Origin of the sequence: Ferrovibrio sp. (assembly GCF_964218355.1) — a bacterium.
Classification (GTDB): domain Bacteria; phylum Pseudomonadota; class Alphaproteobacteria; order Ferrovibrionales; family Ferrovibrionaceae; genus Ferrovibrio.
Genome location: NZ_CAXPMC010000009.1, coordinates 272,297 through 298,309, shown reverse-complemented (window position 1 = coordinate 298,309; position 26,013 = coordinate 272,297). Strand labels below are relative to the sequence as shown.

The window sequence follows — 26,013 nt, the reverse complement described above, 5'->3', positions numbered from 1 at the left end:
TTTTCTGCGCCTCTTCTTTTTTCCCGGGCCGCCCCCTATAAAATCCGGCATGTCCGCGCAGCCGATTCCCTACACGATCCGCCGCACCGTCAGATGGGGCGAATGCGATCCTGCCGGAATCGTCTACACACCGCGCTTCCTCGACTGGGTGCTCGAAGCGGCGGAAAGCTTCTTCGCCGACGTGGCCGGCGTCGACTGGTTCCACCTGAACCAGCGCGACGGCCTAGGCTCGCCCAGCGTCAGCACCCAGATCGATTTCCACAAACCGATCAAGCATGGCGAACCCTTCACCATCGAGGTGCTGGTCCGCCGGCTCAGCCGTTCGACCATCACCTATGCCATGCGCGGCCGCAACCAGGCCGGCGAGCTGTGTTTCAGCGCCGCGCTGGTCTCCTGCATCATCGACAATGCGCGGATGAAATCGGTGTCGATCCCCGAGCCCATCCGCGCCCGCATTACCGAATACCAGGCCGCCACCGCGGCCCTGCTCGAGGGAGAGACCCGTCCATGACCGAAGGCCACGGCTATACCAAGTTCTTCCCCGTCTCCTGGGAGGAACTGCACCGCCATTGTAAGGCGCTGGCCTGGCGCCTGCTCGACACCGCTCAAAGCAATGGGGGCCAGTACAAGGGCGTGGTCGCCATTACCCGCGGCGGGCTGGTGCCGGCTGCCATCGTCGCCCGCGAACTGGAAGTCCGCGTCATCGAGACCATCTCCTGTTCGACCTATGACGGCCTGAACCGCACCGAGAAGGTCAACATCCTGAAGCCGGCCCAGGCGGCCATGGCCGACCAGGGTGAAGGATGGCTGATCGTCGACGATCTGGTGGATACCGGCGTGACCGCAAAAGCCGTGCGGGCCCTGCTGCCGAAGGCGCATTTCGCCACCATCTATGCCAAGCCGAACGGCCGCCCGATGGTGGATACCTTCATCACCGAGGTCAGCCAGGACACCTGGATCCTGTTCCCCTGGGACCAGGAAGCGGTGATGTCGAAGCCGATCGTCGCCATGCGCGGTGCCGGCGGCGGTGGCGCCGGCGGCTAGCCGGTCAGGCCGCGTCCTTCTTCGCGGTCAGCAGCACCCACTGCACGGTTTCGCGCAGCACATAGCCCAGCGCCTCGTCGAAAGCCGCCACCACATCCAGCAAGGCCGGGCTTTTTGCCGTCGCCTTGCGCTCGAAACTGGCCGAGGCAACGATCTGCTGGCGCGGCTGCGCGATCAGCTTCACCCCCAGCCCGACCAGCACGTCGGGGGCGGTACTGCCGGGCTTCAGCACGGCCTGGAACTCGCGCAGTTCGCTCTTCAGGTTGAAATCCGAACGCAGGCCCACCGACTGGCGCCCGACCGAGACGATCCTGCCGGTATTCTCGAAGCTTTCCACCAGCAGGGTCTGCACCATGCGCGGCGTGCGTTCGGCCCAGCGCGCCTCGGCGTAATACTTCACCTCGTAGGGATTGGTGTAGATGGCAATCTTGTGGGTATCGAGGCCGCCCGCCGCGAAAGGCTCCTCCACCACCAGCTGCCAGTCGGCCCGAGGCAGTTCGGCGCCGAAGGTGCTTTTCGGCGACAGGTTATAGAGGTTGGACGGCGGCACCTGCGGCAGCAGGCCGCCGCATCCGGCCAGCAGGCCGCCCAGCCCGGCCAGCGTACCGCCGGCCAGCAGATCGCGCCGGTTCAGCTTCGTCGTCATCGCCGCTGCCCTCCCCCTTCGTTGCGGTATTCGGCATCGCGGTCGCCGAACAGCACCGCGCTCGGATTGTCTTCCAGCCGCTGCGCCACCCGCGCCAGGCTGGCCACCAGGATGCGGGTTTCCGACAGCAGGCGGCGGAATTCGCTGAAGCCCTCCGTGGTCATCGCATTGACCGGCTCGCGGTTTTCGTCGACCACCCTGTTCAGGCTGACCAGCAGCTGGTTGAGTTCGGCCATCGCCTTGCGGGCATCCTGGGCCGCCGCCGTCGCGTCGCCTTCCAGCAGCCGGTTGGCGGTCGCCAGCGTGGCCCCAGCCTGATCCATCACGCGGTCCAGCTTGCTGGCGATGTCCTGCGCCGCCGCCGCCGCCTTGGCGATGTCGGCGCTGGTCTTCGAGAAACTGTCGACGGCCCCGGCAATGGCGTCCTGCCGCTGCACCAGCGTCTGCGACAGCGCGCGCAGGTCGGCGATGAAACCGGACAGGTTGCGCAGATTGTCGTCGCTCAGTACCTGCGCAGCCCGGGTGACGAGGTCGGGGGCCGCCTCGAACAGGGCATCGATGGCCGAGGGTTTCGAGCGGATGGTCGGATATTTGTCCGGATCGCGGCCCGCCACCACCGGCAGGATCGCCGCCTCGCGGCTGCCCGGCGTGATCTGCACGAAGGACACGCCGGTGATGCCCTGCAGCTGTAGCGTCGCCTCGGAATCCTCGCGGATCGGCGTATCGGCATCGACCTCGGCGGTCACCCGCACCCGGCTGGTGTCATTGCGGTCGATCACGATCTGCGACACCGATCCGACCCTGATGCCGTTGAAGCGGACATCGCCGCCAACGCCGAGGCCGGCCACCGAGCCGGTGAAGAAAATGTTGTAGCGCGCGATCTCGCGGTCGACCTCGGATTTCGCCAGCCACAGGACGAACACCACGATGCCTGCGAGAAAGGCCAGCATGAAGCTGCCGATCAGCAGATGATGGGCCCGCGTTTCCATTGCCTACCTCCGCTCTGCCGCCGCGCTCGCCGCGGCCGCCCGGGCCCGCGGCCCGTGGAAATACTCGTTCACCCAGGGATGCGTGCTTTCCAGCATGGCCGGCATCGGCCCTTCCAGCAGCACCTTCTTTTCCGCCAGCACGGCAATGCGGTCGCAGATCGCATACAGAGAGTCGAGGTCATGGGTAACCATGAACACGGTCAGGCCCAGCGCCTTCTGCAGATCGCGCACCAGCCGGTCGAAGGCGGCGGCGCCGATCGGATCGAGACCGGCAGTCGGCTCGTCGAAGAACACCACTTCCGGGTCCAGCGCCAGCGCGCGGGCAAGCCCGGCCCGCTTGCGCATGCCGCCCGACAGCTCGGCCGGATACTTGTTGGCGGCATCGGGCGGCAGGCCGACCATATGCACCTTGGTGGCGACGATCTCGTCCAGCAGCACCGCGGGCAGGTCGTAATATTCCTTCAGCGGCACCTCGATATTCTGCGCCACGGTCAGCGACGAGAACAGCGCGCCATCCTGGAACAGCACACCGAACCGCCGGCGCACATTGCGCAGGGCCGCGGCATCGCCATTGATCATGTCGGTGCCCAGAAGCTCGATGCTGCCGGCCGCCGCCGCATTCAGGGCGATGATCGTGCGCAGCAGCACCGACTTGCCGGTGCCGGAGCCACCGACCACACCCAGCACCTCGCCGCGCCAGACATCGAGGTCGAGATTTTCGTGCACGGCATGATCGTCAAACCGGTTGACCAGCCCGCGCACCCGGATCACCGCCTCCCTGTCCTCGTCCCGGGCCATGACTCAGATTCCCAGGATGTTGAACAGGATGGAAAACAGGGCATCGAACAGGATCACCAGGAAGATCGACTGCACCACCGAACGGGTGGTCAGCCGGCCGACGCTTTCGGCGTCGCGCTTGACCCGCAAACCCTCGTAACAGCCGACCAGCGCGATCAGTGCCGCAAAGACCGGCGCCTTGACCATGCCGATAATGAACGTGCGCGGTCCGATCACGTCATGCAGCCGGCGAAAGAATGTGAACAGGCTGATATCGAGGGAATTCCACGCCATCAGGGCGCCGCCCAGCAGGCCCATCAGGTCGGCGAAGAAGGTCAGCAGCGGCATGGTCAGGATCAGGGCGAACATACGCGGCAGCACCAGCACCACCACCGGGTCGAGGCCCAGCGTGCGCATCGCCGCAATTTCCTCATTCACCTTCATGGTGCCGATCTGCGCGGTGAATGCGCTGCCGGAGCGGCCGGCAATCAGGATCGCGGTCAGCAGCACGCCCAGTTCGCGCAGCACCGAGATACCGATCAGGTCGACGACGAAAATCTCGGCGCCGAACTTCTGCAGCTGGCTGGCCCCCTGGTAGGCCATCACCATGCCGATCAGGAAAGACATCAGCCCGACGATCGGCAGCGCCCGCAGCCCCGCCTGCTCCATGTGATAGACCATGGCGGTGAACCGGATGCGCTGGGGCGTGAAGGCCATGCGCACCATGGTTTCGGTGACCTGGCCGATGAAGCTGGTGAAACGCCGGGCCTCGCGGGCGACGAAGGTCGCCTGCCAGCCGAGAAAGATCAGGAAGCCGGTGAAGCCGCTGCCGGCGCGGGGCCAGACGACGACGCTCTCGCCGGCGCCGGCCGCATATTGCAGCAATGCGCGATGCTCGGGCCGCGCCGCCGGCCAGTCGATGCTGAAACCGCGATCCGCCAGCTGGTTCTGCAGCCGCTGCAGCAGCACTGCGCCGGCGGTGTCGAGGCGGCCGAGGCCGGCGGTATCCAGCAAGGCAATGGGCTCGCCGCCCTTCTGCAGATGCGCATCGGCCAGCCGGGCCAGGGCGAGGCCGTCCAGCTGGGGCAGCAGCGCCGCGGCATGGGGCAGCGTCCAGTCGCCGCTGAGGCCCAGCCTCAGCGTCCTGCCGTCACGCCCCTCCTGCAAGCGCCCGTCGGCCATCGCTCCTCGAATGGCAAAAGCGTCTGACTTGTCTTAGACTTACCAGAACTGGCCGCCCCGGCAAGCCAAAGCCCGGAGAGATTGTGATGCCCCGCTTTGCCGTTAACCTCAGTTTCCTGTTCCAGGAAGATCCCTTCCTGGACCGGTTCGCGGCCGCCGCCGCCCAGGGCTTCGAGGCGGTGGAATTCACCTTCCCCTATGATTTCAGCCCCGCTGCCGTGGCCGCCGCGGCCCGCGATGCCGGCCTGCAGGTGGTGCTGTTCAATACCCCGCCGGGCGATTATGCGGCCGGCGAACGCGGGCTCGCCGCCCTGCCCGCCCGGCGGCAGGATTTCCGTGCCGCGATGATGCGCGCCTTCGACTATGCCGAGGCGCTGGCCTGCCCGCGCATCCATGTGATCGCCGGGGTGGAGCCGGCGGGTGCCGACCGCCGCGCCATGCGCGCCTGCTATCTAGACAATCTTGCCTGGGCCGCCGAGCAGGCCTCGGGCTTCGGCCGCCTGCTGCTGATCGAACCGATCAACCGGCGCGACATCCCCGGCTTCTACCTGCACGACTATGACGAGGCGCAGCGGATCATCGAGGAGATCGGCGCACCGAACCTGCGCCTGCAGTTCGACTTCTACCATGCGCAGATCATCCACGGGGATGTCACCAAACGGTTCGAGCGCCAGTTGCCGTGGTCGGCCCATGTGCAGATCGCCAATCCGCCCGACCGCCGCGGCCCCGGCGACGGCGAGCTCGACTACCGGTTCATCTTCGACCGGATCGACGCGCTGGGCTATGACGGCTGGGTATCTTGCGAATACCGTGCCGGCGAGGCGGGCACGGTCGCCAGCCTCGGCTGGATCCGCGACTACGGCATCCGGCCGCGCTGAAGGGTTGCCGGCCGCCGGGTCAGTCCATGAAGGCCGGCAGGAACAGGGCGATCTGCGGCACCGCGATCAGCAGGCCGATGCGGATCGCATCGGCGGCGATGAAAGGCAGGATGCCGCGGATCACCGTCTGCAGCTTCACCTGGCCGACGCCCTGGATCACGAACAGGTTCATGCCAACCGGCGGGGTGATCAGGCCGATCTCGACGATGGTGACGATGTAGATGCCGAACCAGACCGGATCGATGCCCAGCGCCTGGGTGACCGGAAAGACCAGCGGCAGGGTCAGCAGGATCATCGCCAGATCGTCCATCAGGCAGCCCAGCAGCAGGTAAAAGACGGACAGCAGGATCAGGAAGGAAACCGGGCCGAGATCCAGCGCCCGCACCTGGGCGATCAGGTATTGCGGCACATCGGTGCCTTCGAGGAAGAAGTTGAACAGCCCGGCGCCGATGATGATCAGGAAGATCATGCCGCTGGTGCTGGCCGCCTCGACCAGCGAGGCCTTGAACCGCGCCACTCCCATGGTGCGGCCGGCGATGGCAAACACCAGCGCACCGACCGCGCCCACCGAGGCCGCCTCGTTGGGCGAGAACAGGCCGACATACATGCCGCCGATCACCAGCAGGAACAGCAGCATCACCGGCCAGACGCTGCGCAGGGTCTGCAGCCGCTGCGGCCAGGCCATGCGCCGGCCGGCCGGCCCCAGCGCCGGATTGAGCCGGGTGACCACGGTGATCGCCAGCATGTAGAGCACGGTGCCCAGCAGGCCCGGCACCAGCGCGGCGATGAACAGCTTGCCCAGCGACTGCTCGGTCAGCAGCGCGTAGATCAGCAGGATGATCGATGGCGGGATCAGGATCCCGAGCGTGCCGCCGGCGGCGATCGAGGCGGTCGCCAGGCTGTCGGCATAGCCGTGCCGCCGCATTTCCGGCAGCGCCACCCGGCACATGGTGGCGGCGGTGGCCAGCGCCGATCCGCAGATGGCGCCGAAACCGGCGCAGGCGCCGACGGTCGCCAGCGCCAGCCCGCCGCGGTAATGCCCGAGAAAGGCATAGGCGACATCGTAGAGCTGCCTGGACAGGCCCGCATAGGAGGCAAACACCCCCATCATCACGAACAGCGGCACGACAGACAGGCTGTAGGGGAACACGCTCTCGAAGGGCGAGGCGCCCATCACATAGGCCAGCCCCGCCCAGCCCTGCAGATACAGGAAACCGGCGGCGCCGACGAACCCCATCGCCACCGCCACCGGCACCCGCACCAGCATCAGCAGCAGCACGGCGGCAAAGCCGGCCAGTCCGGTCAGGGCGGGCGTCACGGCACTACCTCCCCGTCCAGTGCCGGCGGCGTCGCGGCAGGCGCCGGGTCACGGCCGGTGACCGCCGCCGCCAGGTGCCGCAGCATCACGGCCACAGCCATCAGCGCGGCAAAGAAGGCACCGGCCAGCAACGGATACCAGAACCAGGTCATCGGCCAGCCGATGGTCTGCGACCGGTCGCCCATCATGGCGACGGTCTCGAACTGGCCGAGGCCATACCAGCCCATCGCCGCCATCAGCAGCGCGCCCAGCAGGGCGGCGAAAGCGCGGCAAAGCGCCTGCAGGCGGAACGGCAGCCGCTCGACGCCGATATCGACCGCCACATGGCTGTCGGCGATGAAGCCATAGGGAATGGTCAGGAAGGCGGTGGCGACGATCATCATCTGGGTGATATCGACGGTGCCGATGATGCCCTCGCCACCAGCATGGCGGATCACGATGTCGGCGCAGGTGATCAGGCCGGCCAGCAGGGCGCACAGCGCGCCGGCGCGGGCGGCCCAGGCGGCCGCGGTTTCGGACAGGCGGTAGAGGTTCAGCATCGGACAGTCACAATAAAACGGCCCGCCGCGTCCGCGACTGGACGGCGGCGGGCCCGGGGAAAGGCAGGATCAGCGCTTGCCCTCGTACTTGGCGACGCGCTGCTGCATCTCGGCATAGAGGGCACGGGCATCCTTCACGCCCTGCTTCTCCAGGTCGTCGAGCAGCTTGTCGATGGTCGGCTTCAGCGCATCGCGCCAGCGGCTGCGCTCGGCATCGCTGAGCGAGCTGATCACGTTGCCCTTCTTCGTCGCGGCCTCGAGGCCCGGCGCATCCCAGGCATTCCACCAGTCGCCGAACTTCGCTGCCAGTGCTGCGCCGGTGGTGTCGTCGATCGCCTTCTTCACGTCGGCCGGCAGGCTGTCATACTTCTTTGCGTTCATCACGAAATAGAAGCTGGCCGTGTAGGATCGCGCATCGAGGTGATATTTCGTCACTTCGAACAGCCGGAAGGAATTGATCGGGTCCCACGGGAAGACGGCACCGTCGATCACGCCGCGCTGCAGGTTTTCGTAAACCTCGCCCGGCGGCAGGCCGACCGGCGTGGCGCCCAGCTGCTGCAGCATGGCGTTGATCTGCGGGCTGGGCGAACGGATGCGCAGCCCCTTCAGGTCGTCCATGCCCTTGACCTGCTTTTCGCGGGTATGGATCAGGCCGGCATTATGGGCATGCAGCGCCAGTACCTTCACGCTGTCCGGGAATTCGCCGGCGAAGGCTTTCGGATACATCTCCCACAGGGTGCGGCTGGCGGCATTGGCCGTCTGCACCAGGAAGGGAAACTCGATGATGCCCATGCGCGGGAAACGCCCGGCCGGCAGGCCCCGCAGGCCATGGGCGATATCGACCACGCCGCTGACCGCCTGTTCCAGCTGGCGGGCCGGATTGCCGAACGGGCTGCCGCCCGGATAGACCGTCACCTTGACCTTGCCGTTGGTGCGCCGGGCCAGGTCGTCGGCCCAGGGCGCCAGCCAGTCGCGCTGGATGCCATGGCCCGGCGGCAGGAAATGGCTCAGCTTCAGCTCGATGTCCTGGGCATGGGCCGGGCCGGCATGCAGCGCCGGCACGCTCAGGCCGGCGGCCAGCAGAGCCGCACCGGCGGCCCGGCCGAGTATCCTCGTCAGAATGGGTGCCACGGTTTCCTCCCGGATATTGCTTCTTGATTATCAGGCCCGGCAGGATAGTTTCAGATGTAACTAAGGTCAAGCTGGGGCCGCATACGCCCATAGACGCGGCTCCGGACCGCGCCTAATGTGCCGCGCTTGGGGGTTTGTCCGTCAACGAACATTCGTCGGGAGAGTCCGGGATGGCACGCCTTGTTGCGGTGGCCGGTCTGGCATTGGTTGTCGGTCTGCTGTTGGGGATCGGCTGGACGTCGCTGCAGCGGTCGGCGCAGTCGCCGGAAGCCCGTGCCGTCAGCGAACCGCAGCAGCCGGCCCCCTCCACCGCTCCCGCCATCAGCGAGCCGCCGTCGCCGCGCCGGGTGCTGACCGTCGCCAGCTCGGTGCCCACCACCGCGCCGCAGATCGGCAGCATGGCGGTGGCCGCCGCCGAGAAGCTGGCCCGTATTTCCGACGGCATGCTGGAACTGCAGCTGAACGAGCCGGGCACGCTGGCGCCGAACCAGGAGCTGCTCGACAGGGTGGCCGCCGGCGAGATCGACGCGGTGTGGGCCTCGACCCATCTGTTTGCGGCCCGGGATTCGGTCTTCTGGCTGTTTTCCGCGGTCCCCTTCGGGCCGCCGGCCGGCGAATACCTTGCCTGGCTGGCCTATGGCGGCGGCCAGGAACTGATGGATACCAGCTTCGCCCGCTTCGGCATCAAGCCGGTGGTCTGCACCGTGCTGCCGCCGGCTTCCGGCGGCTGGTTCCGCCGCGAGATCACCGACACCGCCGATCTCAAGGGCCTGAAGATGCGGGTGATGGGCATCGGTGCGCGGGTGATGGAACGGGTCGGCGTCGATGTCGTCTCGATGGGCGGCGGCGACACCTTCTACGCACTGCAGAGCGGCGCCATCGAGGCCGCCGCCTTCTCGCTGCCGGCCATCGACCTGCGGTTCGGTTTCGACAAGGCCGCCGGCCATTACTATTTCCCCGGCTGGCAGCAGCAATCCTCGCTGATCTCGCTGCTGTTCAATGCCAGGGTCTGGGAGGGGCTGAGCGAGGCCCAGCGCGGGCAGATCGGAACCGTCTGCGGCGACAATATCCGCGAAAGCCTGGCCGATGGCGAGGTCCAGCAGGTCAAGGCCCTGAAGACGATCCGCAAGAAAGGCGTTGCCATCCACACCTTCCCGCCGCCGGTACTGCAGGCCCTGCGCCAGTCCTGGGGCCAGGTGGTGCGGGAGGAAAGTGCCGCCAATCCGGAATTCAGCAAGGCCTGGGATGCGCTGGCCGGCTTCCGCGACTCCTATGCGGAATGGCGCGGGCTCGGCTACCTGCCCTGAGGCCGGCCGCGACGGTTCAGTGACCCAGCGACCGCCGCAGCTGGCGCACCCGTCGCTCCACCGAGATATCCAGCGCTGCCGTGATCTCGAGGCTGCGGTCTTCGAGGGCATCGCCGCGCGGATTGGCCCGCGCGCGCGCCTCGACGGCGGCATCGCGGCGACGGATCAGTTCCACGATCTCCGGCTGGAACAGCTGCAGCAGCCCGGCCACCCAGCGGTTCACCTCCGGCAGCGGCCAGCCATGACGGATCTCGAAATGGTCCAGCATGGTGACGACGTCGCGGGCGGCATACCAGGTCTCGTCGGTGACCCAGCGGTTGACCGTGAACAGGCGGATCGGCAGGCCGTAATTGTCCATCGCCACGGCGACGATATGTGCCAGCGCCTGCTCGCCGCGCGGCCAGTGCGCCCCCACCCTGCGCTCGCCGGCACAGCGGCCGATGCCGGGCCGGGCCTGGCGCATCGGCTCGAACCGTTCGGACAGCACATGCGGCCGCTGGAAGATATGGAAATGCCCGTGCTCGCGCGGGTCGTTGCGATGGGCATGGTAGTAATACTGCGCGCCGGTCTCCGGATCGTAGACATCGCCGGGCGGATAATGCTTCTGCTCGAAGAACTCGTCCTGGCCGCGCAGCAATTCGGCGATCAGGTTGCTGCGCCGGGCCGCCAGGGCCTGCTGAATCCGCAGCACCTCGATCCCGGCCGTCAGCATGCCCTGCAGCCGCGCATGGCCCAGATTCGCCATCATGTTCATTGCACGCACACCCTCCGGCGCTCAGGCGGGGCAGACTACGCAGCCGGCTGTTAAGCGCTGGTAAATGCGGCAATGCGCCGCTGTTGTCCGTGCGAGTCGCTATGATATTTTCCTGTTCCGGTATGGAAATACCGGAGTCGCCAGCCCGCCGACCAGCAGCCGAGGAGCTTCCGCTGATGTCCCGTTTCTTTCTGTCTGCCGCCGCCGCCCTTGTTCTCGGTCTCGGCATGGCCAATGCCCATGCTGCCGGCGATGCCGAAGCCGGCAAGAAGGCCTTTGCCAAATGCCGCGCCTGCCACCAGCTGGCCGAGGGCAAGAATACGGTCGGCCCCAGCCTGCATGGCCTGTTCGGCCGCAAGTCCGGCACCGCCCCCGGCTTCAAGTATTCGGATGCCATGAAGGAAAAGGGCATCACCTGGGATGAGAAGACCCTGGCGGAATATCTGGCCGATCCGAAAGGCTATATTCCCGGCAACAAGATGGTCTTCCCGGGCATCAAGAAGGACAGCGAGCTGGCCGACCTGATCGCCTATCTGAAAGACGCCACCAAGTAAGTTATTGCCAGACCGGAACAATCACCCCTCCCGCCCGGCGGGAGGGGTTTTTACATTTATTCCTGTATTATCGGAATATAACAGCCGTCACATATAAATAGTTTGTATTCCACAGTCAGAAGCCTAATATCAGCCCCATGGACAAGCCCATCGACCATTCTGGCCAGACCACGGCCAGCATCTCCGCCCAGACCCTGCGCGGCTGGCTGGAGGCGGAATCGGCCATCCTGATCGATGTGCGCGAGCCCGAGGAATTCGCCGACGAATACATTCCCGGCGCCATTCTCGTGCCGCTGTCCGGCCTTGATGCCACTGCCCTGCCCGAGGCCCCCGGCAAGCGGCGCGTTCTGCAGTGCCTCAGCGGCAAGCGCTCGGCCACGGCCCTGCAGCGCCTCGCCCAGCAGGGCATCACCGACCTGCTGCATCTCGAAGGCGGTCTGCTCGCCTGGAAGATCGCCGGCGGCCGCACCATCGAAGCCGACGACGACGCCGTCGCCGCCTGAGGCGGCACCCCCGGGCCTTCCCCCTGCCCCTGCCGGTTCGCTAAGGTCTCGTCAGACAAGCGACCGGAGGAAAAGATGCCCGTCCATGGCCCCGACGTGGTGCTGAACAATCCCGCCTATCTGCACGAGACCGCGCAGATCTACGGCAAGGTGCGCATCGAGGAAGGCGCCTCGGTGTGGATCAACGTTGCCATGCGGGCCGAAAATTACGAGATCGTGGTCGGCCCCTACACGAATATCCAGGATTTCTCGATGCTGCATGTCGGTGCGCAGACCGGCACCTATGTCGGCGCGCATTGCTCGGTCACGCATCACTGCACGATCCATGGCTGCAGCATCGGCGACAACTGCCTGATCGGCATCGGCTCAACCATCATGGATGGCTGCGTGATCGGCAGCAACTGCATCATCGGCGGTCATACCTTCCTGAAGGAGGGCACCGTGATCCCCGACAATTCGGTGGTGGTCGGCAGCCCCGGCAAGGTGATCAAGACCCAGAACAACTACGTGCGCTGCCGGCTGAATGCCTGGCTGTATTACCGCAACGCGCTTGCCTACCGGCAGCAGCAGTATCGCGACTGGGATGCCCCCGAGATGGCCCGGGCGGTCGGCGAGGAGATCGCCCGGCTGACCGAGGAACTGAAGGCCATGGAGGCCGCCGGCCGGGCCTGACGGCCGCAGCCACCCCGCCCGCCTTTCCGCGCAGGAAATCCGCCATGCCCCCGTGTAGACCTCCAGGACACCACAGGCACAGGCGGAGCCGCCCTGCATGCAAGCCACCCTGGCACAGCCTCTTTTCGCCCCGATGCGGCCATTGCCGCAGCCGGCGCTGCGCCGCGACATGAGTGGGGATGACGATGCCAGCCTGATGCAGGCGGTGGCCGGCGGCGACCGTATCGCCTACGGCCATCTGGTCGAGCGCCATCTGCGCCATGCCGTCAACCTCGCCTTCCGCATCCTGTTCAACCGCGCCGATGCCGAGGAGGTCGCGCAGGAAGCCTTCCTGCGGGTCTGGCAGCATGCCGCACGCTGGCGCGCCGATGGCGGCGCCAGTTTCCGCACCTGGCTGAACCGCGTGATCGTCAACCTGTGCATCGACCGCAGGCGCAGGCCGGTGATGGCGGTGCTGGACGACCAGATGGACCCGGTCGATCCAGGCGCCACGCCCTACGATGCCCTGCTGGGCGGCGAAACCGCCGGCCATGTCGCCGCCGCACTGGCCCGGCTGCCCGATCGCCAGCGCGCCGCCATCGTGCTGTGCTACTGGGAGGGCGAAACCAACATTGCCGCCGCCGAGGCGCTGGGTATCTCGGTCGGCGCCCTCGAATCCCTGCTGGTGCGCGCCAAGCGCGCATTGCGTGACGACCTCGGCGGACTGTTCGGCAGCGCCGCCGCGAAGGAGTAGAGACCATGGCCACCGGCATGTCCCCCGACCGTCTTGCCGAAATCATCGATGCCTGTGGCGCCGATCCGCGCCGCTGGCCCGAAGCCGAACGCGCGGCGGCCGAGGCGCTGCTGGCGGCCTCGGCGGAAGCCCGCGCCCTGCAGCGCGAAGCCGCCGCGCTCGACGCGCTGCTGACGCCCGCGCCGGCCCGCATCGAGCCCAGCGACGCCCTGCGCGCCCGCATCATGGCGCAGGCGGCCAGCCTGGCCGCGGCGCAGCCGCGCCGGACCGGCTGGCGCCAGCAGGTGGCCGAGGCGGCAGGCTTCCTGTTTCCCGGCGGCCGCATGATGCCGCAGCTGGCAACGCTGGCCTTCGCCCTGGCCATCGGCATCGGCGCCGGCTTTACCAATCTCGGCATGGCCGACAGCCAGGACAGCGATCTGGTCACGCTGCAACTGGCCAGCGCCGCCCCCGTGTATCTCGAGGAGTGAAGGCATCATGAGCGATCCGTCTTCCGCCACCGCCCCGCAGGCACCGCCCCCCGCGCCGGCAAAGCCGCGCGCCAACCGCTGGCTCGCCATCGGCCTGATCGCCTCGGTGGCCTTCAACCTTGCCTTCATCGGCTGGGGCGCCACCCGCTTCTACAAATGGCGGCATATGGGCGAACGCCCCGCGGGCCAGATCGAGGAAATGATCACCCGTCGCATGCCCGAACAGGCGGCCGGCGCCTTCCGCATGGCGATGGAGAAGAACCGCAAGATCACGCCTGGTGCCTTCCACGATTTCCGCCGCGAGATCGCCGCGGCGCTGGTCGCCGAGCCCTATGACCCGGCCAAGCTCGCCGCCCTGCTGGACGAGCATCGCCGCCGGCTCGACCTGTTCCAGGAAGGCCTGCAATCGGGCCTGCTGGCCGCCGCCGATGCGATGTCGCCGGAGGAACGCCAGCGCTATGCCCGCCGCATGCTGCGGCATGGCCCGCCGGGGCCGCCGCCGCGCGACTGATCCTTCCTGCACGGTCCCTCTCCATGGCCGCGACCTTGCCGGGTCGCGGCCGTCTCGTTTAGCGTGGGCACAAGGGAGAGAACGGAGACGCCCATGCTGAATGTCGTGATCACCGGCGGCGCCGGTTTCCTCGGCCAGAAACTTGCCCGCGAGATCCTGCAGCGCGGTACGCTGGCCGGTCCCGACGGCCTGCCGCAGCCGGTCGGCCATATCACCCTGTTCGATACGGTCGCTGCGGCCGGACCCGACGTGCCGCGGGTCACCACCGTCACCGGCGATATCGGCGATGCGGCCACGGTGCAGCGGCTGATCGGCCGCGAGACGCACAGCGTCTTCCATCTGGCCGCCATCGTCTCGTCGGGCGCCGAAGCCGATTTCGAAGCCGGCTACCGTACCAATCTCGATGGCACGCGCCATGTGCTGGAAGCCTGCCGCGCGATCATCACCCATGCGCCACGACTGGTCTTCACGTCTTCCATTGCCGTCTATGGCGGCCAGCTGCCGGCCACCGTGACCGACGACACGCCGCAGCGGCCGACCACCTCCTACGGCACCCAGAAGGTGGCCGGCGAGCTGCTGATCAACGACTACAGCCGCAAGGGCTATGTCGACGGCCGCGCGCTGCGGCTGCCGACCATCATGGTGCGGCCGGGCAAGCCGAACAGGGCCGCCTCCACCTGGGCCAGCTCGATCATCCGCGAACCGCTGTCGGGCGTCGATGCCGACTGCCCGGTGCGGCCCGACAGCCCGATGGCCTGCCTGTCGCCGCGCCGCACGGTGGATGCGCTGATCCGCATGCACGATCTGCCGGCAGCGGAACTGGGACCCGACCGCACCCTGCTGCTGTCGGGCATCCGCGTCACCGCCGGCGAGATGGCCGCCGCCGTCGCGCGCAACAAGGGCAACCGCAGGACCGGCACCATCCGCTGGACCCCCGATGCGGCGATCCAGAAAATCGTCGATGGCTGGCCCGGTGCGACACGGTCGGCACGCGCCGACGCGCTCGGCTTCACCACCGATGGTTCGATCGACGAGATCGTGCAGGCCTTCATCGCCGACGACCTCGACAGCCAGATCCGCAGCCGGCAGGCGGAATAAGGGCAGTTTTATCACGGCCGGGCTTGACCCGGCCGGTGCCGTCTTGCAGCGTAGCGGCTCGCGAAAAATCAGCCGTCGGCCGGACCAATTCCGGCAGGCGCGAACCTTTCCCGTTGCAGCAAGGCGTCCTCCCCCATGGCCAAACCGAGCAAGGCTTCCCTCGACATGATCCGGCAGCTGGTCGAGATGCCGACCGTCAGCCGCGATTCCAATCTCGACCTGATCCACTGGATCCGCGACCACCTGAAAGGCATGGGCGTGGAATCGACGCTGGTGCACGACGCGACGGGGAAGAAGGCCAATCTCTATGCCACGCTGGGGCCGCAGGACCGGCCCGGCATCGTGCTGTCGGGCCATACCGACGTGGTGCCGGTGGACGGCCAGGACTGGCATACCGATCCCTTCCGCCTGACCGAGAAGGACGGGCTGCTGTATGGCCGCGGCACCAGCGACATGAAAAGCTTCGTCGCCATCGCACTGGCCTATGCGCCGCAATTCCTGGCGCAGCCGCTGCAGACGCCGATCCACTATGCCTTCACCTATGACGAGGAGGTCGGCTGCCTCGGCGCCAAGCGGCTGATCGAGGTGCTGAAGGAGATGCCGGTGACGCCGAAGGCATGCATCGTCGGCGAGCCGACCGGGATGCAGGTGATCGGCCAGCACAAGGGCAAGAAAAGCTGGCGCGTCGATGTGCGCGGCTTCGAATGCCATTCCTCGCTGACCCATCTGGGCGCCAACGCGGTCGAGGCCGCCGCCGAACTGATCGCCTTCATCAAGGCGCTGGCCCGCAAGAAGAAGGCCGAGGGGCCCTTCGATGCCGAATTCGCGCCGCCGCACACCTCGCTGCATACCGGCACCGTGCAGGGCGGCACCGCGCTGAACATCGTGCCGAAGGATTGCAGCTTCCTGTGGGAGATCCGCTACCTGCCGCAGGACGATGTCGACGCGCTGTATGACGAGGTGGTCGCCTATGCGCGCGACAGGCTGGAGCCGGAGCTGAAGGCGGTCGATCCCGCCTGCGGCTTCAGCTTCACGCAGATCTCCGGCTTCCCCGGCCTCGCCACGCCGGACAGCGCCGGGGTGATCGAACTGGCCAAGGTGCTGACCGGCGCCAACCGCGTTTCCAAGGTCTCGTTCGGGACCGAGGCCGGCCTGTTCTCGCAGGAGGCCGGCATCCCCACCATCGTCTGCGGCCCCGGCTCGATCGAGCAGGCGCACAAGCCCAACGAGTTCATCGCCCTGGACCAGATCGCGCAATGCGAGGCGTTCATGGACCGTCTGCTGGAGCGGGTGCGCGGCAAGGCCGGGCCGCTGCCGGTCTAGCGGACCGGCCCAGCAATCCGGCCCAGAAATCCGGCCCAGAAATCCGCGACGGCAGGCCGGGCCGGGCGGCTGCGCAAGGCGGGTAGGCCCCGGCGTCATAATCTGTTAGGCAGCAGGGGATGAGCCGTCATCCCAACCTCGCTGCCCTCGAGGCCCTGCTGGCGCAGGTGCGGCATACCGATGTCGCCACCTTCCTGCGGCACATGATGGCAATCCATCCACCCGGCCGGTTGCCGGCCCGCACGGCCTTCGACCCGCTCGCCGTCCCGGCCCTGCTGCCGGGCCTGGTGCTGGTGCGCATCGAGTACCGGCCGGACGGCGCGCCGCGCCTGTTCATCAAGGTCGCCGGCGAGCGGATTCGCGATGCGGCGCCGATGGCGATGATGAACCGTTATGTCGACGAGCTGCTGCTGGGCGGCGAGCGGAGGGTGATCGCCGATACGCGCCAGACCGTGATCGATACCGGCACGGCGTATTACTGGTATGGCGCGCCCCGGATGAAATTCAAACTCGACTTCGCCAATCTCGAATATGTTCATTGCCCGCTGGCCGAAGATGGCGAAACAATCGACCACATCCTGTCTTTCTTCCATTACGAGGGCACTGCATAACGCCGCAGGCGGCAGACAACGCCGGTTGTGACGGCCGACACCCGCAGGGCAAGGTTGCAGGATTTGCAATGGTGCGACGCAGCGTCAACTGGTAGCCAACCGCACCCGTTGCCGCCCCGAAGGACCGACCGCGTTGTCCGTCTCTGCCCAGCGCCAGCCCGCCGCCGACCGGCACCCGAATCTCGTCCGTCTGGACGCGGTGCGCGCCGCTGCCCGGCAGGCGCGGATGCGGGCCTTCCTCGATTATTACACCAGCATGCATCCGGCCGGGCGCCTGCCGGCGCGCGGCGATTTCGATCCGCTGCACATCCCGCGCCTGCTGCCGCATCTGATGCTGGTCGATGTCGACCGCAGCAGCACGGCCGGCCTGCGTTTCCGCGTCCGGGTGGCCGGCGAATATGTCACCGCGGCCACCCTGCCCGCCCTGGCCGGCCGCTGGCTCGACGAGATCGATCCCGCCGAATACGACACCGCCGTGATGATCGCGGCCCGGCGCAGCGTGGCGGAAAGCGGCCTGCTGGATCATGGCTATGGCCGCTCGGCCGCCCGTTTCCGGCTCGATTTCGCCAATCTCGAATACGCCCATTGCCCGCTGGCCGAGGACGGCGAAACCGTCAGCCATATCCTCAGTTTCTACCAGTCCGAAGCCTTCCTCCGCGCCGACTGACCGGGCCCGGCCGTTTCCGACCGCCACGCTCCGTTTCTGACCGCTGGTGACCGCTGCGGTCCGTTCCTGACCGCTGGTGACCGTTGCGGTCCGTTTCTGACCGCTGGTGACCGCTGGTGACCGCTGCGGACCGCTGCGGACCGATTGCGCTTATTGCGACCGGCGGTTTCACGGCACCCGTTGCTCCTGCAACCGCTGCCGTATCCGGCGCCGCATCAGCCGGCTGGTGTCGAGATGCCGCCAGAGCCGCTCCTCGGCGATGCCAAGGGCTGCCGCAACCGCTTCGACAGTCATCCCGCCGGCCAGCAGCCGCGCCCCGCGCTGCCAGTCGACCTGGCGGCGTCGGGCCGGCTGACCGGAATGACCGGGATCACCGGGATCACCGGGCGGTCGTGACAAGGACGGCGGAACATGCGGCAGGGCGGTGCAAGGACCCATGGCCTGCTCCTGCTGTGATGACGCCTTCCGCACCGCCACTCTGCCACAACCGGGCATCAATGTAAAACAAAAAGAGAACATTTGCCGGGGCGGCAGCCGGACCGCTAGGCTGGCGTCATGACCGACACCGCCCCTTCAGATTCGGCCCGGCCAAATCCGGGCGCCCGGCCCCGCATCGCCATCACCTACTGCACGCAGTGCCAGTGGCTGCTGCGCGCCGCCTGGATGGCGCAGGAACTGCTGTCCACTTTCACGGAAGACCTGGCCGAGGTGGCGCTGGTTCCCGGCACCGGCGGCATCTTCGTCATTGCCTGCGACGGCGAGACGATCTGGGACCGCAGACGCGACGGCGGCTTCCCCGATGTGAAAACCCTGAAACAGCGGGTGCGCGACCATATCGACCCGCAACGCGACCTCGGCCATGTGGACCGGTAACGGGCGCCGCCCTGCCCGTTTTACGGCTTGCCCGAAACGTGCTGATCTGCGCTGAATTGTGACAGGTCAACCAGGCCGGGATTTCATGTCGGCATTCACCGCATTGCCGCGTTTCAGCTTCGATGTCGCCGAGGGCGGCATGGCAGCCATTCCGGACCCGCGGCTGCAGGCCCTGGCGGAATACTGGTTCGACCGCCGCGAGAACGGCATGCCGCCGCGCCGGGCCGCCATCGACCCGCTGGATTTTCCCGACCTGCTGCCCGACCTGCTGATGCTGGACCGCATCGACACGCCGGAAGGCGACCGCTTCCGCTATCGCCTGGTCGGCACCCGTGTCGGCGAGCATGTCGGCCGCGAGCTGACCGGCCAGTTCCTCGACGAGGCACTGCCGCCTTCCTATTACGAGTTCGTCGTGCTGACCCACCGGCTGGCCCTGCGGCGCGGCCTGCCGGTCTATGCGTCGAGCCTGTATCACGACGAAGGCAACACGGTGAATGCACTGACCTACCGGCTGGTGATGCCGCTGCGCACCACCGAGGCAGCAGCCGACCTGATCTTCGTCAGCCAGTTCTGGCAGCGCCGCAACGACCGCGGCTACTGGACCGGCAACTGGATGGACCTGAAACCGGAAATCACGGTGATCGCGCCGCCCGCCGGCGCGGCCTGATCGCCGGATGCGCGGCGTGGTGTCAGGCCAGCAGGTCGGCGCTGTCGCGGTTGCGCTTCATCCAGGCCGCCGCATAGCTGCATAACGGCCGCACCTTCAGGCCCTCGTCGCGCACGATCTGCATCAGGCCCTGCATCAGCCGGCCGGCGGCGCCGCTGCCGCGCAGTGCGACCGGAGCCTCGACATGGGTGATCACCAGCACGCCATCCTGCCGGCGGTAATTGGCGAACACGGTCTGGCCGTCGACATCGAGTTCGTAACGGCTGCGGGTCGCATTGTCTGTCACTGCTGACATGGCGCCTCCTGGCTGGCGGCAGTCTAGCGGTCCCGGCCTAGCGTTCCCAGCTTGTCCTGTAGACCACCGCCAGGGTGGCCAGGCCATAGGCCGCCATCGCCGCGCCGGCCAGCGCGAACAGCGTCCAGACCGGCGCATCCATGCCGGACAGCCACCAGCCGCCGATGGCGACGATGCCGAGCCGGAGCGTCGCGGTCAGCACCGGGCCGATGATATGGCCGGCGCCCTGCGAGGCGAAATACAGGCACAGGCCGAGGCCGAAGAACGGAAAGCCCGGCCCGGCGGCGGTCAGATACTGGCGCGCGGCGGCAATCACCGCCGGATCGGCAGTGAACAGCCGGCTCCACAGGTCCGGCGCCACCACGACGACCAGACCGATCAGCCCGAGCGCGCCGGCCGCCACCGCGCCGGCGGTCCAGGCCACCCGGCGGGCGCGGGCGATGTTCCTCGCGCCGACCGCCATGCCGACCATCGGCAGGCAGGCGACGCCGACCGAGAAGGCAATCGGCACCAGCAGGAATTCCAGCCGCGCGCCGATGCCGTAGCCGGCCAGCGCCGTGGTGCCGAACCGCGCCACCAGCCCGGTGAAGATCAGCACGGTGAGAACCGACTGCAGCGGCGACAGGCAGGCCACGGCCCCCACCTTCAGGATGTCGGCGAAGATCGGCCAGCGCGGCGCGAAGGCCGAGAAGCGCAGGCGCAGCCGGCCGCGGCCGACGCTGAGATACCACAGCAGGAAGACGGCACCGCTGCCGAACGCGATGACGGCGCCGAGCGCCACCCCGGCAATGCCGAACCGCGGCACCGGGCCGAGCCCGAGGCCGAGCGTGCCGCCGGCGGCGATCTGCAGGGCGGCGACGGCCAGTGTCAGCGCCGAGGGCACCAGCATGTTGCCGGTGCCGCGCAGCACCGAGGCCAGCGTGTTGAACAGCCACACCGTGATGGCGCCGGCAAAGGCGGTGCCGGAATAGAGCAGCGCCAGTTCGAAAGCGCCGCCGCGGCCGCCGAGCGCGCCATAGATCTGCGGCCCCAGCGACAGGAACACGACGGTGAACAGCAGGGCGAAGCCGACCGCGATGGCCAGCGCATGCAGGGCCAGCTGGTTGGCGCGGGCGACATCGCCGGCGCCCAGCGCGCGCGCCACCGCCGAGGAGACGCCGCCGCCCATGGCGCCGGCCGACATCATCTGCATCAGCATCACCATCGGAAACACCAGCGCCATCGCCGCCAGTGCCTCGGTGCCCAGCAGGCCGACATAGGCGGTTTCGGCAATCGCCGCCAGCGCGGTGGCGACCATGGCGATGGTGGTCGGCACCGTCAGCCGCAGCAGGGTCGGCAGGATCGGCGCGATCAGCAGCGGCTCGCCGCTGCGGGGCGCAGCAGCGGAAGCGGCGACAGGGGCCTGCTGGTTCATGCGGTCTGTCCGGGTTCGAGGGTATCGAGGCGGGCCAGCAGGCTGGTGCGCGCGGCCGTGAGGATGCGGTCGGAAAAATCGCGGTCGCTGACCGAGCGCGACAGGGCCACCGCGCCGGCCATCTCCGCCATCAGTGCGAAAGCGAAAGCCTCGGCGTCGAAACCCGGCCGCTGCGGCAGCCGCGACGCCAGCCGGCCGGCAATGCCACGCAGGCCCTCGTCAAAGGCGGCACGGGCCTGCGGCGGCAGGCGGGCCAGATCGGAAGCCAGCGCCGCCATGCCGCAGCCGCCTTCGGCATTGTCGCGATGCGCGGGCGTGACATAGCCGCCGATCCATGTGCGGATGGCCGCGAGGCCGTCGAGGCCGGCGGTGCGGCGGGCGAATTTCGCCGCCCCCTCCGCGAAGATGCCGCGGATCGCCTCGGCCACCAGGTCGTCGCGCGAGGCGAAATGCGCATAGAAGCCGCCATGGGTCAGGCCGGCTTCGCGCATCACCGGCAGCACGCCGAGGCGTTCGGGCCCGTCGCGGCGCAGGGCGCGGCCGGCGGCGGCGAGTATCTTCTCGCGGCTGGCAGCCCCGCGCCGGCGGCGCGGGGCGTCCGGGCTGCCGGAAGGGGCGACGGCGGCGGCGCGGGCCATGGGCAGTCTCCTTAAATATGATGATTATCATCATATATTCAGGCGGCCCGGGCCGCAAGCCGGCAGAAACCACCCGGAAAAGATGACCCGGCCCGGCAGATTCTGCCGAGAAAACATTATGGTTAATCCCTCTTAACCATATTGATTTTATTGAATTTCCGGCTCATCTTCGCCGCGCGCCCGCCTGCAACCTCTGGCATATGTTTTGCTTGCTCCGATGCCGGAGTATCACAGGAGGATTCCATGAGCATTTCCGGTATCGGTGGCGGCTTCTCGCCGCTTTCCGCCCTGTTCGCCACCCAGCGCGGCGAGAATGATCCGCTGATCGAGGTCAGCCAGGGCAACGTGCCGGCGGAGACCGCGGAGAAGGTCAAGAAGACCGCCGAGGAGAATTTCCTCGACTATGCCAGGATGTCGGTGGCCGAGCGCATCCGCGCCCAGATGCTGGAAGAGGAGGGTCTCGACGAGGAAAAACTGGCGAAGCTGGATGCCGAGATGCGCAAGAAGATCGAGGAAAAGATCCGCGAGGCCATCGAGGAAAAGATGCGGCAGGAAACCGGCGTCACCAGCGGCACCATGGTGAACCTGACCGCCTAGTCTTCCCGCTTTCCTGCGGACGGGATCAGCACCACGGCGGCCAGCGCACCCAGCGCGGCCGCCGCGGCCGCCAGCAGGAAGCCCGGGGCAAAACCGGCCGCCAGGCCGGACCTGTCCGCCAGCACGGCACCCAGCAGCGCGATGCCGACGGCGTGGCCGCCCTGGCGCAGGGTGACGGTCACGGCCGCAGCCATGCCGCCCTGACCGGGCGGCGCCTGTGTCACCATGGCGCTGCCGGCCTGGGCATGAATCAGCCCCGCGCCGCAGGCACCCAGCACCATCGCGGCCAGCGACAGAGACAGCGGCGCCTGCAGCCCCGCCAGCAGGCCCAGCGCGGCCATGCCGGCCGCCAGCAGCAGCAAACCGGCTGCCAGGCCCGCGCGCCAGCCCAGCCGCAGCACCAGCGGCGCACCCAGCGGCGGCAGCAACACCATCGGCAGGGTCGCCGCCAGCATCGCCAGACCGGTGCGGTCGGCGGCGAGCCCATAGGCCGCCTGCAGGAACATCGGCAGGTAGATCAGCTGCGCCCAGTAGCCGAGCGACAGCGCTAGCAGCACGGCCGCAACACCGATGGTGCCGCGCCGCGCGAACAGCGCCGGGTCCAGCATCGGCCGCGCCAGCCGGCCCTGCTGCCGCGCCAGCATGGCCGCCGCGGCAAGGCCGGCGCCCAGCGCGGCCCAGCGCTGCCAGGACGGCCCGTCCGCATGCAGCAGCGCCTGTACCGGCAGCATCAGCGCCAGGGTCAGCAGCAGGATGCCCGGCAGGTCGAGCGGACGGCCGTCGGGATCGCGGCTTTCCCCCGTCGCAAACCGCACGATGGGATCGGCGATGGCGCAGACCGGCAGGTTGACAAAGAAGATCCAGCGCCAGCCGGCGGCATCGGCGATCAGGCCGCCCAGCGTCGGGCCCAGTGCCATGGCGCTGCCGCCGACGATGCCGATGATGCCGAAGGCGCGTGCGCGCCGCGCCGGGTCGTCGGCCGGATAGGCGGCCGAAAGGGCGGCATAGCCGCCGGTGACGACGAAGGCCGCCGCCCCGCCCTGCAGCCCGCGCGCCAGCCACAGCGACGGCCCGTCCCAGGCCAGGCCGCAGGCCAGCGAGGCCAGGGCGAAGACGACGTTGCCGGCCAGCAGCAGGCGGCGGCGGCCGAAACGGTCGGCCATCGCGCCAGCCAGGAACAGCATGGCGACGAAGCCGAGGCTGTAGGCATCCATCACCCAGGCGGCACCGGCGAGGCCGAAGCCGAATTCGGCGCGCAGGGCGGGCAGCGCCACCGCGATGGCGGTGACGTCGAACTGGGTCAGGCAGACGGCCAGCGCCAGACCGAGGCCGGGCAGCAGCGATTGCGGCGACAGCGCCGCGGAGGCAACGGAAGCAGGCATGCCCGGGTGATGCCACGGCGGCAGCCGTGGCGGCAGCGACAAGGCTTCACTGCATCATGAATCTGGTTCATGATGCAGTCATGACCCGCCTGCCCCCCTTCGACTCCCTCGTCGCCTGCGAGGCCGTGCTGCGCCATGGCAGCATGACGGCCGCCGCCGCCGAGCTCGGCATCACCCAGAGCGCGGTCAGCCACCGGCTGCGCCGGCTGGAAGCCTTCATCGGCACCCCGCTGCTGCGCCGCCTGCGCGCCGGCGTGCAGCCGACGCCGGCCGGCACCGCGCTGATGGACGGCTTCGCCGAGGTGCTGGACGGCATGGCCGGCCTGCGCGCGCGCAGCCGGGCGGCACTGGCGCCGGCACGGCTGCGCATCGGCCTCGGCGCGGCACTGGCCCAGCACTGGCTGGTGCGCCGCCTGCCCGCCTTCGCCGCGCGCCATCCGGGCATCGACATCGAACTGACCGTCTTCCATACGCGGGCCCAGGCGCTGCAGCAGGCGGGCGATGTCGACCTGCGCATCCAGTGGGTGAAGCCCGAGGAGGCCCGCAGCAGCAGCACCCGGCGCCTGCTGTTCCGCGAACAGGTCTTCCCGGTCTGCGCCCCCGCCCTGCTGCCGGGCGGACGGATGCTGCGCGATCCGGCCGCGCTGGCCGCACTGCCGCTGCTGCACAAGGGGCCTGATGCCGACCGCCGCGGCCGCGGGCCCGAGGCACAGGGACAGGAATGGGAATGGCGCAGCTGGTTCCGCGCCCTCGGCATTGCCGGCCGGCCGCAGCCGGTGCTGCGCTTCGAGGAGATTGGCACCTCCATCGCCGCCGCGCTGGAAGGCGCCGGGGTGGCGCTCGGCCGCTCGCTGCTGGTGCATGACGCGCTGGCCGATGGCCGGCTGGTGCGGCCGCTGGGGCCCGGCTGGCAGATGCCTTCGGCCAAGGTGCATATGGCCCTGTGGCCGGCCGCCCTGTCGGGCGATGCGCGCCTGCAGGCCTTCGTCGCCTGGCTGGCGGCGGAAACCGGAAAGACCGTCGCCGCGCTGGATACACCGGAACGCCCGGTCCGCCGTCGCGCCGGCTGAGTTCTTTTTTGGCACTGGCTCCGCCGCGTCCGGCCATGCGATGTCCGGCCCGGCAAGACGAGGTGCCCGATGAACCGCTCCCTTTCCCCTGTCGACAGACTGTTCGCCACATTGCCCGCGCTGGCCGAGGAAGCCGCGGCGCGGGCCGGCGAATTCGAGACGCTGCGCCGGCTGGCGCCCGACTTCGTCGCCAGGCTGAAGGAGGCCGGCGCGCTGAAGCTGCTGGTGCCGGCCGAGGCCGGCGGCATCGGCCTGACACTGCCGCAATGGCTGGAAGCGGTGATGGCACTGGCCGAGGCGGATGCCTCCACCGGCTGGGTGACCGCCCATGGCAATATCTGCGCCGGGCTGATCTATGCCTGCGCCGAGCCGCAGTTCCGCGACGAGTTCTTTGCCGATCCGCAGGCCTGTGCCGCCTGGAGCAACCTGCCGCGCATCACCGCGGAGACCGAAGCCGGGGGCATCCGCATCACCGGCAGCTGGGGCTTCGAATCCGGCTGCACGGCGGCCACCTTCGTCGGCGGCATGGTGCAGCTGCCGCCGGCCGAGCCCGGCGGCCGGCCGCGCATGGTGGCGGCGCTGGCCCCGGTGGCCGAGGCCCGCATCGCCGAGACCTGGGACCCGGTCGGCCTCGCCGGCACCGGCAGCCATGACGTGCATTTCGACCAGGTGCTGGTGCCCTGGCACCGCACCTTCGCCTGGCCCTCGGGCCGGCCGCAGCCCGGCCTGCCCTATCCGCAGGCGATCTTCTCGCCCGGCACCTGGTTCATCTCGATCGGCGCCGGCGCGACGCATCTGGGCCTCGCCCGCCGGGCGCTGGACGAGGCCCGCCGCGAGCTGGCCGGCAAGAAGGACCGCTACACCCAGCAGCCGCTGCTGGAGAATCCGGCCACCCAGCGCAGCCTCGAGGCGGCCGAGGGCCTGTGGTTCGCCTGCCGCGCCGGCCTGCGCGAGGCACTGGCCGAGATCTGGGACAGCGCCCTGCGCGGGGTGCCGGCCACCGCCGAACAGCGGCTGGCGGCCCGGCTGGCCGCGGTGACCGCCACCCAGCAGGGCGCCGCCATCGTGCGGACGGCCTATGATGCCGCCGGGGCCGGGGCGATCCGGCGCGGCGGGGTGCTGCAGCGCCTGCTGCGCGAAGCGGCCTGCCTGACCCATCACGTCACCGCCAGCCCGGCCTCCTACGAGCTGACCGGCCGGGTCCGCTGCGGCATCGACCCGATCAGCTTCCGGATCTGACCCGCCCGGGCCTAACCGGTTGGTATCCATACAGTTCCTCTGGGCATGGCAGCCCTGCGCCGCCGTCATTGCGGCGCAACAAATCTGTCCTTGTCACAAACGGCCCGGCCCCGTATAAACCCGGCAACTTC

The 26,013-nt window shown here is 68.5% G+C and carries 32 protein-coding genes; 19 read left to right on the top strand and 13 right to left on the bottom strand.

All coding sequences use genetic code 11. The annotated features are described in order from the left end of the window. Nucleotides 1–49: 49 nt before the first annotated feature. Nucleotides 50–511 carry a thioesterase family protein gene (locus ACEQZY_RS05505; RefSeq protein ID WP_341703748.1) on the top strand — a complete coding sequence of 154 codons (462 nt, stop codon included), beginning with the start codon at nt 50–52 and terminating at the stop codon, nt 509–511. Next, the gene (gpt, locus tag ACEQZY_RS05500; protein WP_341703749.1) at nt 508–1,044 is read left to right on the top strand and encodes a xanthine phosphoribosyltransferase; all 537 of its coding nucleotides are present in this window, start codon (nt 508–510) and stop codon (nt 1,042–1,044) included. The genes ACEQZY_RS05505 and gpt overlap by 4 nt, the downstream gene beginning before the upstream one ends. Nucleotides 1,045–1,048: 4 nt before the next feature. Here the strand turns inward: gpt and ACEQZY_RS05495 are convergent, their stop codons facing one another. Genes ACEQZY_RS05495 through ACEQZY_RS05480 form a run of 4 tightly spaced genes read right to left on the bottom strand, consistent with a single transcriptional unit; the run spans nt 1,049 to nt 4,638 of the window. Next, a complete protein-coding gene (locus tag ACEQZY_RS05495) occupies nt 1,049–1,690 on the bottom strand; it encodes an ABC-type transport auxiliary lipoprotein family protein (RefSeq protein WP_370152867.1) in 642 nt (213 codons plus the stop codon). Continuing rightward, a complete protein-coding gene (locus tag ACEQZY_RS05490; protein WP_341703751.1) occupies nt 1,687–2,679 on the bottom strand; it encodes an MlaD family protein in 993 nt (330 codons plus the stop codon). Before ACEQZY_RS05490 ends, ACEQZY_RS05495 begins: the two co-directional genes overlap by 4 nt. Before the next feature lie 3 nt (nt 2,680–2,682). Beyond that, a complete protein-coding gene (locus tag ACEQZY_RS05485; protein ID WP_341703752.1) occupies nt 2,683–3,477 on the bottom strand; it encodes an ABC transporter ATP-binding protein in 795 nt (264 codons plus the stop codon). A 3-nt stretch (nt 3,478–3,480) separates the two neighbouring features. Further along, entirely contained in the window at nt 3,481–4,638 is a 1,158-nt protein-coding gene (locus ACEQZY_RS05480) for an MlaE family lipid ABC transporter permease subunit (RefSeq protein ID WP_341703753.1), read from the bottom strand. Between the two features lie 86 nt (nt 4,639–4,724). On the opposite strand from ACEQZY_RS05480, the gene otnI reads away from it, so the two are divergent. Further along, nucleotides 4,725–5,516: a 2-oxo-tetronate isomerase gene (otnI, locus tag ACEQZY_RS05475; protein ID WP_370152864.1), complete on the top strand. Its 792-nt coding sequence runs from the start codon at nt 4,725–4,727 to the stop codon at nt 5,514–5,516. Between the two features lie 19 nt (nt 5,517–5,535). Here otnI and ACEQZY_RS05470 read toward each other — a convergent pair whose 3' ends face one another. The 3 genes from ACEQZY_RS05470 to ACEQZY_RS05460 form a co-directional block, all read right to left on the bottom strand. Beyond that, entirely contained in the window at nt 5,536–6,834 is a 1,299-nt protein-coding gene (locus ACEQZY_RS05470; protein WP_370152862.1) for a TRAP transporter large permease, read from the bottom strand. Then, nucleotides 6,831–7,373 carry a TRAP transporter small permease gene (locus tag ACEQZY_RS05465; protein ID WP_370152860.1) on the bottom strand — a complete coding sequence of 181 codons (543 nt, stop codon included), beginning with the start codon at nt 7,371–7,373 and terminating at the stop codon, nt 6,831–6,833. Before ACEQZY_RS05465 ends, ACEQZY_RS05470 begins: the two co-directional genes overlap by 4 nt. Nucleotides 7,374–7,442: 69 nt before the next feature. Then, nucleotides 7,443–8,504 (bottom strand): TRAP transporter substrate-binding protein, encoded by a 1,062-nt coding sequence (locus tag ACEQZY_RS05460; RefSeq protein WP_370152858.1) that lies wholly within the window; start codon nt 8,502–8,504, stop codon nt 7,443–7,445. A 170-nt stretch (nt 8,505–8,674) separates the two neighbouring features. Here ACEQZY_RS05460 and ACEQZY_RS05455 point away from each other — a divergent pair, with 170 nt between their 5' ends. Then, a complete protein-coding gene (locus ACEQZY_RS05455; RefSeq protein ID WP_370152856.1) occupies nt 8,675–9,811 on the top strand; it encodes a TRAP transporter substrate-binding protein in 1,137 nt (378 codons plus the stop codon). Nucleotides 9,812–9,827: 16 nt separating this feature from the next. Here ACEQZY_RS05455 and ACEQZY_RS05450 read toward each other — a convergent pair whose 3' ends face one another. After that, on the bottom strand, nt 9,828–10,565 hold the full coding sequence (locus ACEQZY_RS05450) for a hypothetical protein (RefSeq protein WP_341703759.1): 738 nt from the start codon (nt 10,563–10,565) through the stop codon (nt 9,828–9,830). Nucleotides 10,566–10,741: 176 nt separating this feature from the next. Here ACEQZY_RS05450 and ACEQZY_RS05445 point away from each other — a divergent pair, with 176 nt between their 5' ends. The 10 genes from ACEQZY_RS05445 (at nt 10,742) to ACEQZY_RS05400 (ending at nt 17,707) form a co-directional block, all read left to right on the top strand. After that, a complete protein-coding gene (locus ACEQZY_RS05445) occupies nt 10,742–11,119 on the top strand; it encodes a cytochrome c family protein (RefSeq protein ID WP_341703760.1) in 378 nt (125 codons plus the stop codon). 137 nt (nt 11,120–11,256) lie between these two features. Then, entirely contained in the window at nt 11,257–11,622 is a 366-nt protein-coding gene (locus tag ACEQZY_RS05440; RefSeq protein WP_341703761.1) for a rhodanese-like domain-containing protein, read from the top strand. Between the two features lie 75 nt (nt 11,623–11,697). Then, the gene (locus ACEQZY_RS05435; RefSeq protein WP_341703762.1) at nt 11,698–12,294 is read left to right on the top strand and encodes a gamma carbonic anhydrase family protein; all 597 of its coding nucleotides are present in this window, start codon (nt 11,698–11,700) and stop codon (nt 12,292–12,294) included. Nucleotides 12,295–12,391: 97 nt separating this feature from the next. Beyond that, nucleotides 12,392–13,027 carry an RNA polymerase sigma factor gene (locus ACEQZY_RS05430; protein ID WP_341703763.1) on the top strand — a complete coding sequence of 212 codons (636 nt, stop codon included), beginning with the start codon at nt 12,392–12,394 and terminating at the stop codon, nt 13,025–13,027. A gap of 5 nt (nt 13,028–13,032) precedes the next feature. Next, nucleotides 13,033–13,497, top strand: coding sequence for a hypothetical protein (locus tag ACEQZY_RS05425; protein WP_370152853.1), 465 nt, complete (start codon nt 13,033–13,035; stop codon nt 13,495–13,497). Nucleotides 13,498–13,504: 7 nt separating this feature from the next. Then, on the top strand, nt 13,505–14,008 hold the full coding sequence (locus ACEQZY_RS05420; RefSeq protein WP_370152851.1) for a periplasmic heavy metal sensor: 504 nt from the start codon (nt 13,505–13,507) through the stop codon (nt 14,006–14,008). Nucleotides 14,009–14,101: 93 nt separating this feature from the next. Beyond that, nucleotides 14,102–15,106, top strand: coding sequence for a D-erythronate dehydrogenase (gene denD, locus ACEQZY_RS05415; protein ID WP_370152849.1), 1,005 nt, complete (start codon nt 14,102–14,104; stop codon nt 15,104–15,106). Between the two features lie 135 nt (nt 15,107–15,241). Further along, nucleotides 15,242–16,429: an acetylornithine deacetylase gene (gene argE, locus ACEQZY_RS05410; RefSeq protein WP_370152847.1), complete on the top strand. Its 1,188-nt coding sequence runs from the start codon at nt 15,242–15,244 to the stop codon at nt 16,427–16,429. Nucleotides 16,430–16,548: 119 nt separating this feature from the next. Continuing rightward, nucleotides 16,549–17,040, top strand: a complete 492-nt coding sequence (locus ACEQZY_RS05405; RefSeq protein WP_370152845.1) for a hypothetical protein — start codon at nt 16,549–16,551, stop codon at nt 17,038–17,040. 133 nt (nt 17,041–17,173) lie between these two features. Next, nucleotides 17,174–17,707, top strand: a complete 534-nt coding sequence (locus ACEQZY_RS05400; RefSeq protein WP_370152843.1) for a PAS domain-containing protein — start codon at nt 17,174–17,176, stop codon at nt 17,705–17,707. A 168-nt stretch (nt 17,708–17,875) separates the two neighbouring features. On the opposite strand, the gene ACEQZY_RS05395 is transcribed toward ACEQZY_RS05400, so the two are convergent. Continuing rightward, nucleotides 17,876–18,145 carry a hypothetical protein gene (locus tag ACEQZY_RS05395; RefSeq protein ID WP_370152841.1) on the bottom strand — a complete coding sequence of 90 codons (270 nt, stop codon included), beginning with the start codon at nt 18,143–18,145 and terminating at the stop codon, nt 17,876–17,878. Nucleotides 18,146–18,262: 117 nt separating this feature from the next. Here ACEQZY_RS05395 and ACEQZY_RS05390 point away from each other — a divergent pair, with 117 nt between their 5' ends. Both ACEQZY_RS05390 and ACEQZY_RS05385 read left to right on the top strand, forming a co-directional pair. Further along, a complete protein-coding gene (locus ACEQZY_RS05390) occupies nt 18,263–18,580 on the top strand; it encodes a SelT/SelW/SelH family protein (protein WP_341705094.1) in 318 nt (105 codons plus the stop codon). Nucleotides 18,581–18,665: 85 nt separating this feature from the next. Next, entirely contained in the window at nt 18,666–19,247 is a 582-nt protein-coding gene (locus tag ACEQZY_RS05385; protein WP_341705095.1) for a PAS domain-containing protein, read from the top strand. 22 nt (nt 19,248–19,269) lie between these two features. Here ACEQZY_RS05385 and ACEQZY_RS05380 read toward each other — a convergent pair whose 3' ends face one another. Genes ACEQZY_RS05380 through ACEQZY_RS05370 form a run of 3 tightly spaced genes read right to left on the bottom strand, consistent with a single transcriptional unit; the run spans nt 19,270 to nt 21,594 of the window. Then, on the bottom strand, nt 19,270–19,542 hold the full coding sequence (locus tag ACEQZY_RS05380) for a GNAT family N-acetyltransferase (RefSeq protein WP_341705096.1): 273 nt from the start codon (nt 19,540–19,542) through the stop codon (nt 19,270–19,272). Nucleotides 19,543–19,579: 37 nt separating this feature from the next. Beyond that, nucleotides 19,580–20,956 carry an MATE family efflux transporter gene (locus tag ACEQZY_RS05375; RefSeq protein ID WP_370152838.1) on the bottom strand — a complete coding sequence of 459 codons (1,377 nt, stop codon included), beginning with the start codon at nt 20,954–20,956 and terminating at the stop codon, nt 19,580–19,582. Then, nucleotides 20,953–21,594 (bottom strand): TetR/AcrR family transcriptional regulator, encoded by a 642-nt coding sequence (locus ACEQZY_RS05370; protein WP_370152836.1) that lies wholly within the window; start codon nt 21,592–21,594, stop codon nt 20,953–20,955. Before ACEQZY_RS05370 ends, ACEQZY_RS05375 begins: the two co-directional genes overlap by 4 nt. A 243-nt stretch (nt 21,595–21,837) precedes the next feature. Between ACEQZY_RS05370 and ACEQZY_RS05365 the strand changes: the two genes are divergently transcribed. Beyond that, on the top strand, nt 21,838–22,191 hold the full coding sequence (locus ACEQZY_RS05365; protein WP_370152834.1) for a hypothetical protein: 354 nt from the start codon (nt 21,838–21,840) through the stop codon (nt 22,189–22,191). On the opposite strand, the gene ACEQZY_RS05360 is transcribed toward ACEQZY_RS05365, so the two are convergent. Further along, on the bottom strand, nt 22,188–23,573 hold the full coding sequence (locus tag ACEQZY_RS05360; RefSeq protein ID WP_370152832.1) for an MFS transporter: 1,386 nt from the start codon (nt 23,571–23,573) through the stop codon (nt 22,188–22,190). The genes ACEQZY_RS05365 and ACEQZY_RS05360 overlap by 4 nt on opposite strands. A gap of 80 nt (nt 23,574–23,653) precedes the next feature. Between ACEQZY_RS05360 and ACEQZY_RS05355 the strand changes: the two genes are divergently transcribed. Further along, on the top strand, nt 23,654–24,643 hold the full coding sequence (locus tag ACEQZY_RS05355; protein ID WP_370152830.1) for a LysR substrate-binding domain-containing protein: 990 nt from the start codon (nt 23,654–23,656) through the stop codon (nt 24,641–24,643). Nucleotides 24,644–24,712: 69 nt separating this feature from the next. Further along, nucleotides 24,713–25,882 (top strand): acyl-CoA dehydrogenase family protein, encoded by a 1,170-nt coding sequence (locus ACEQZY_RS05350; RefSeq protein ID WP_370152828.1) that lies wholly within the window; start codon nt 24,713–24,715, stop codon nt 25,880–25,882. Nucleotides 25,883–26,013 lie beyond the last annotated feature (131 nt).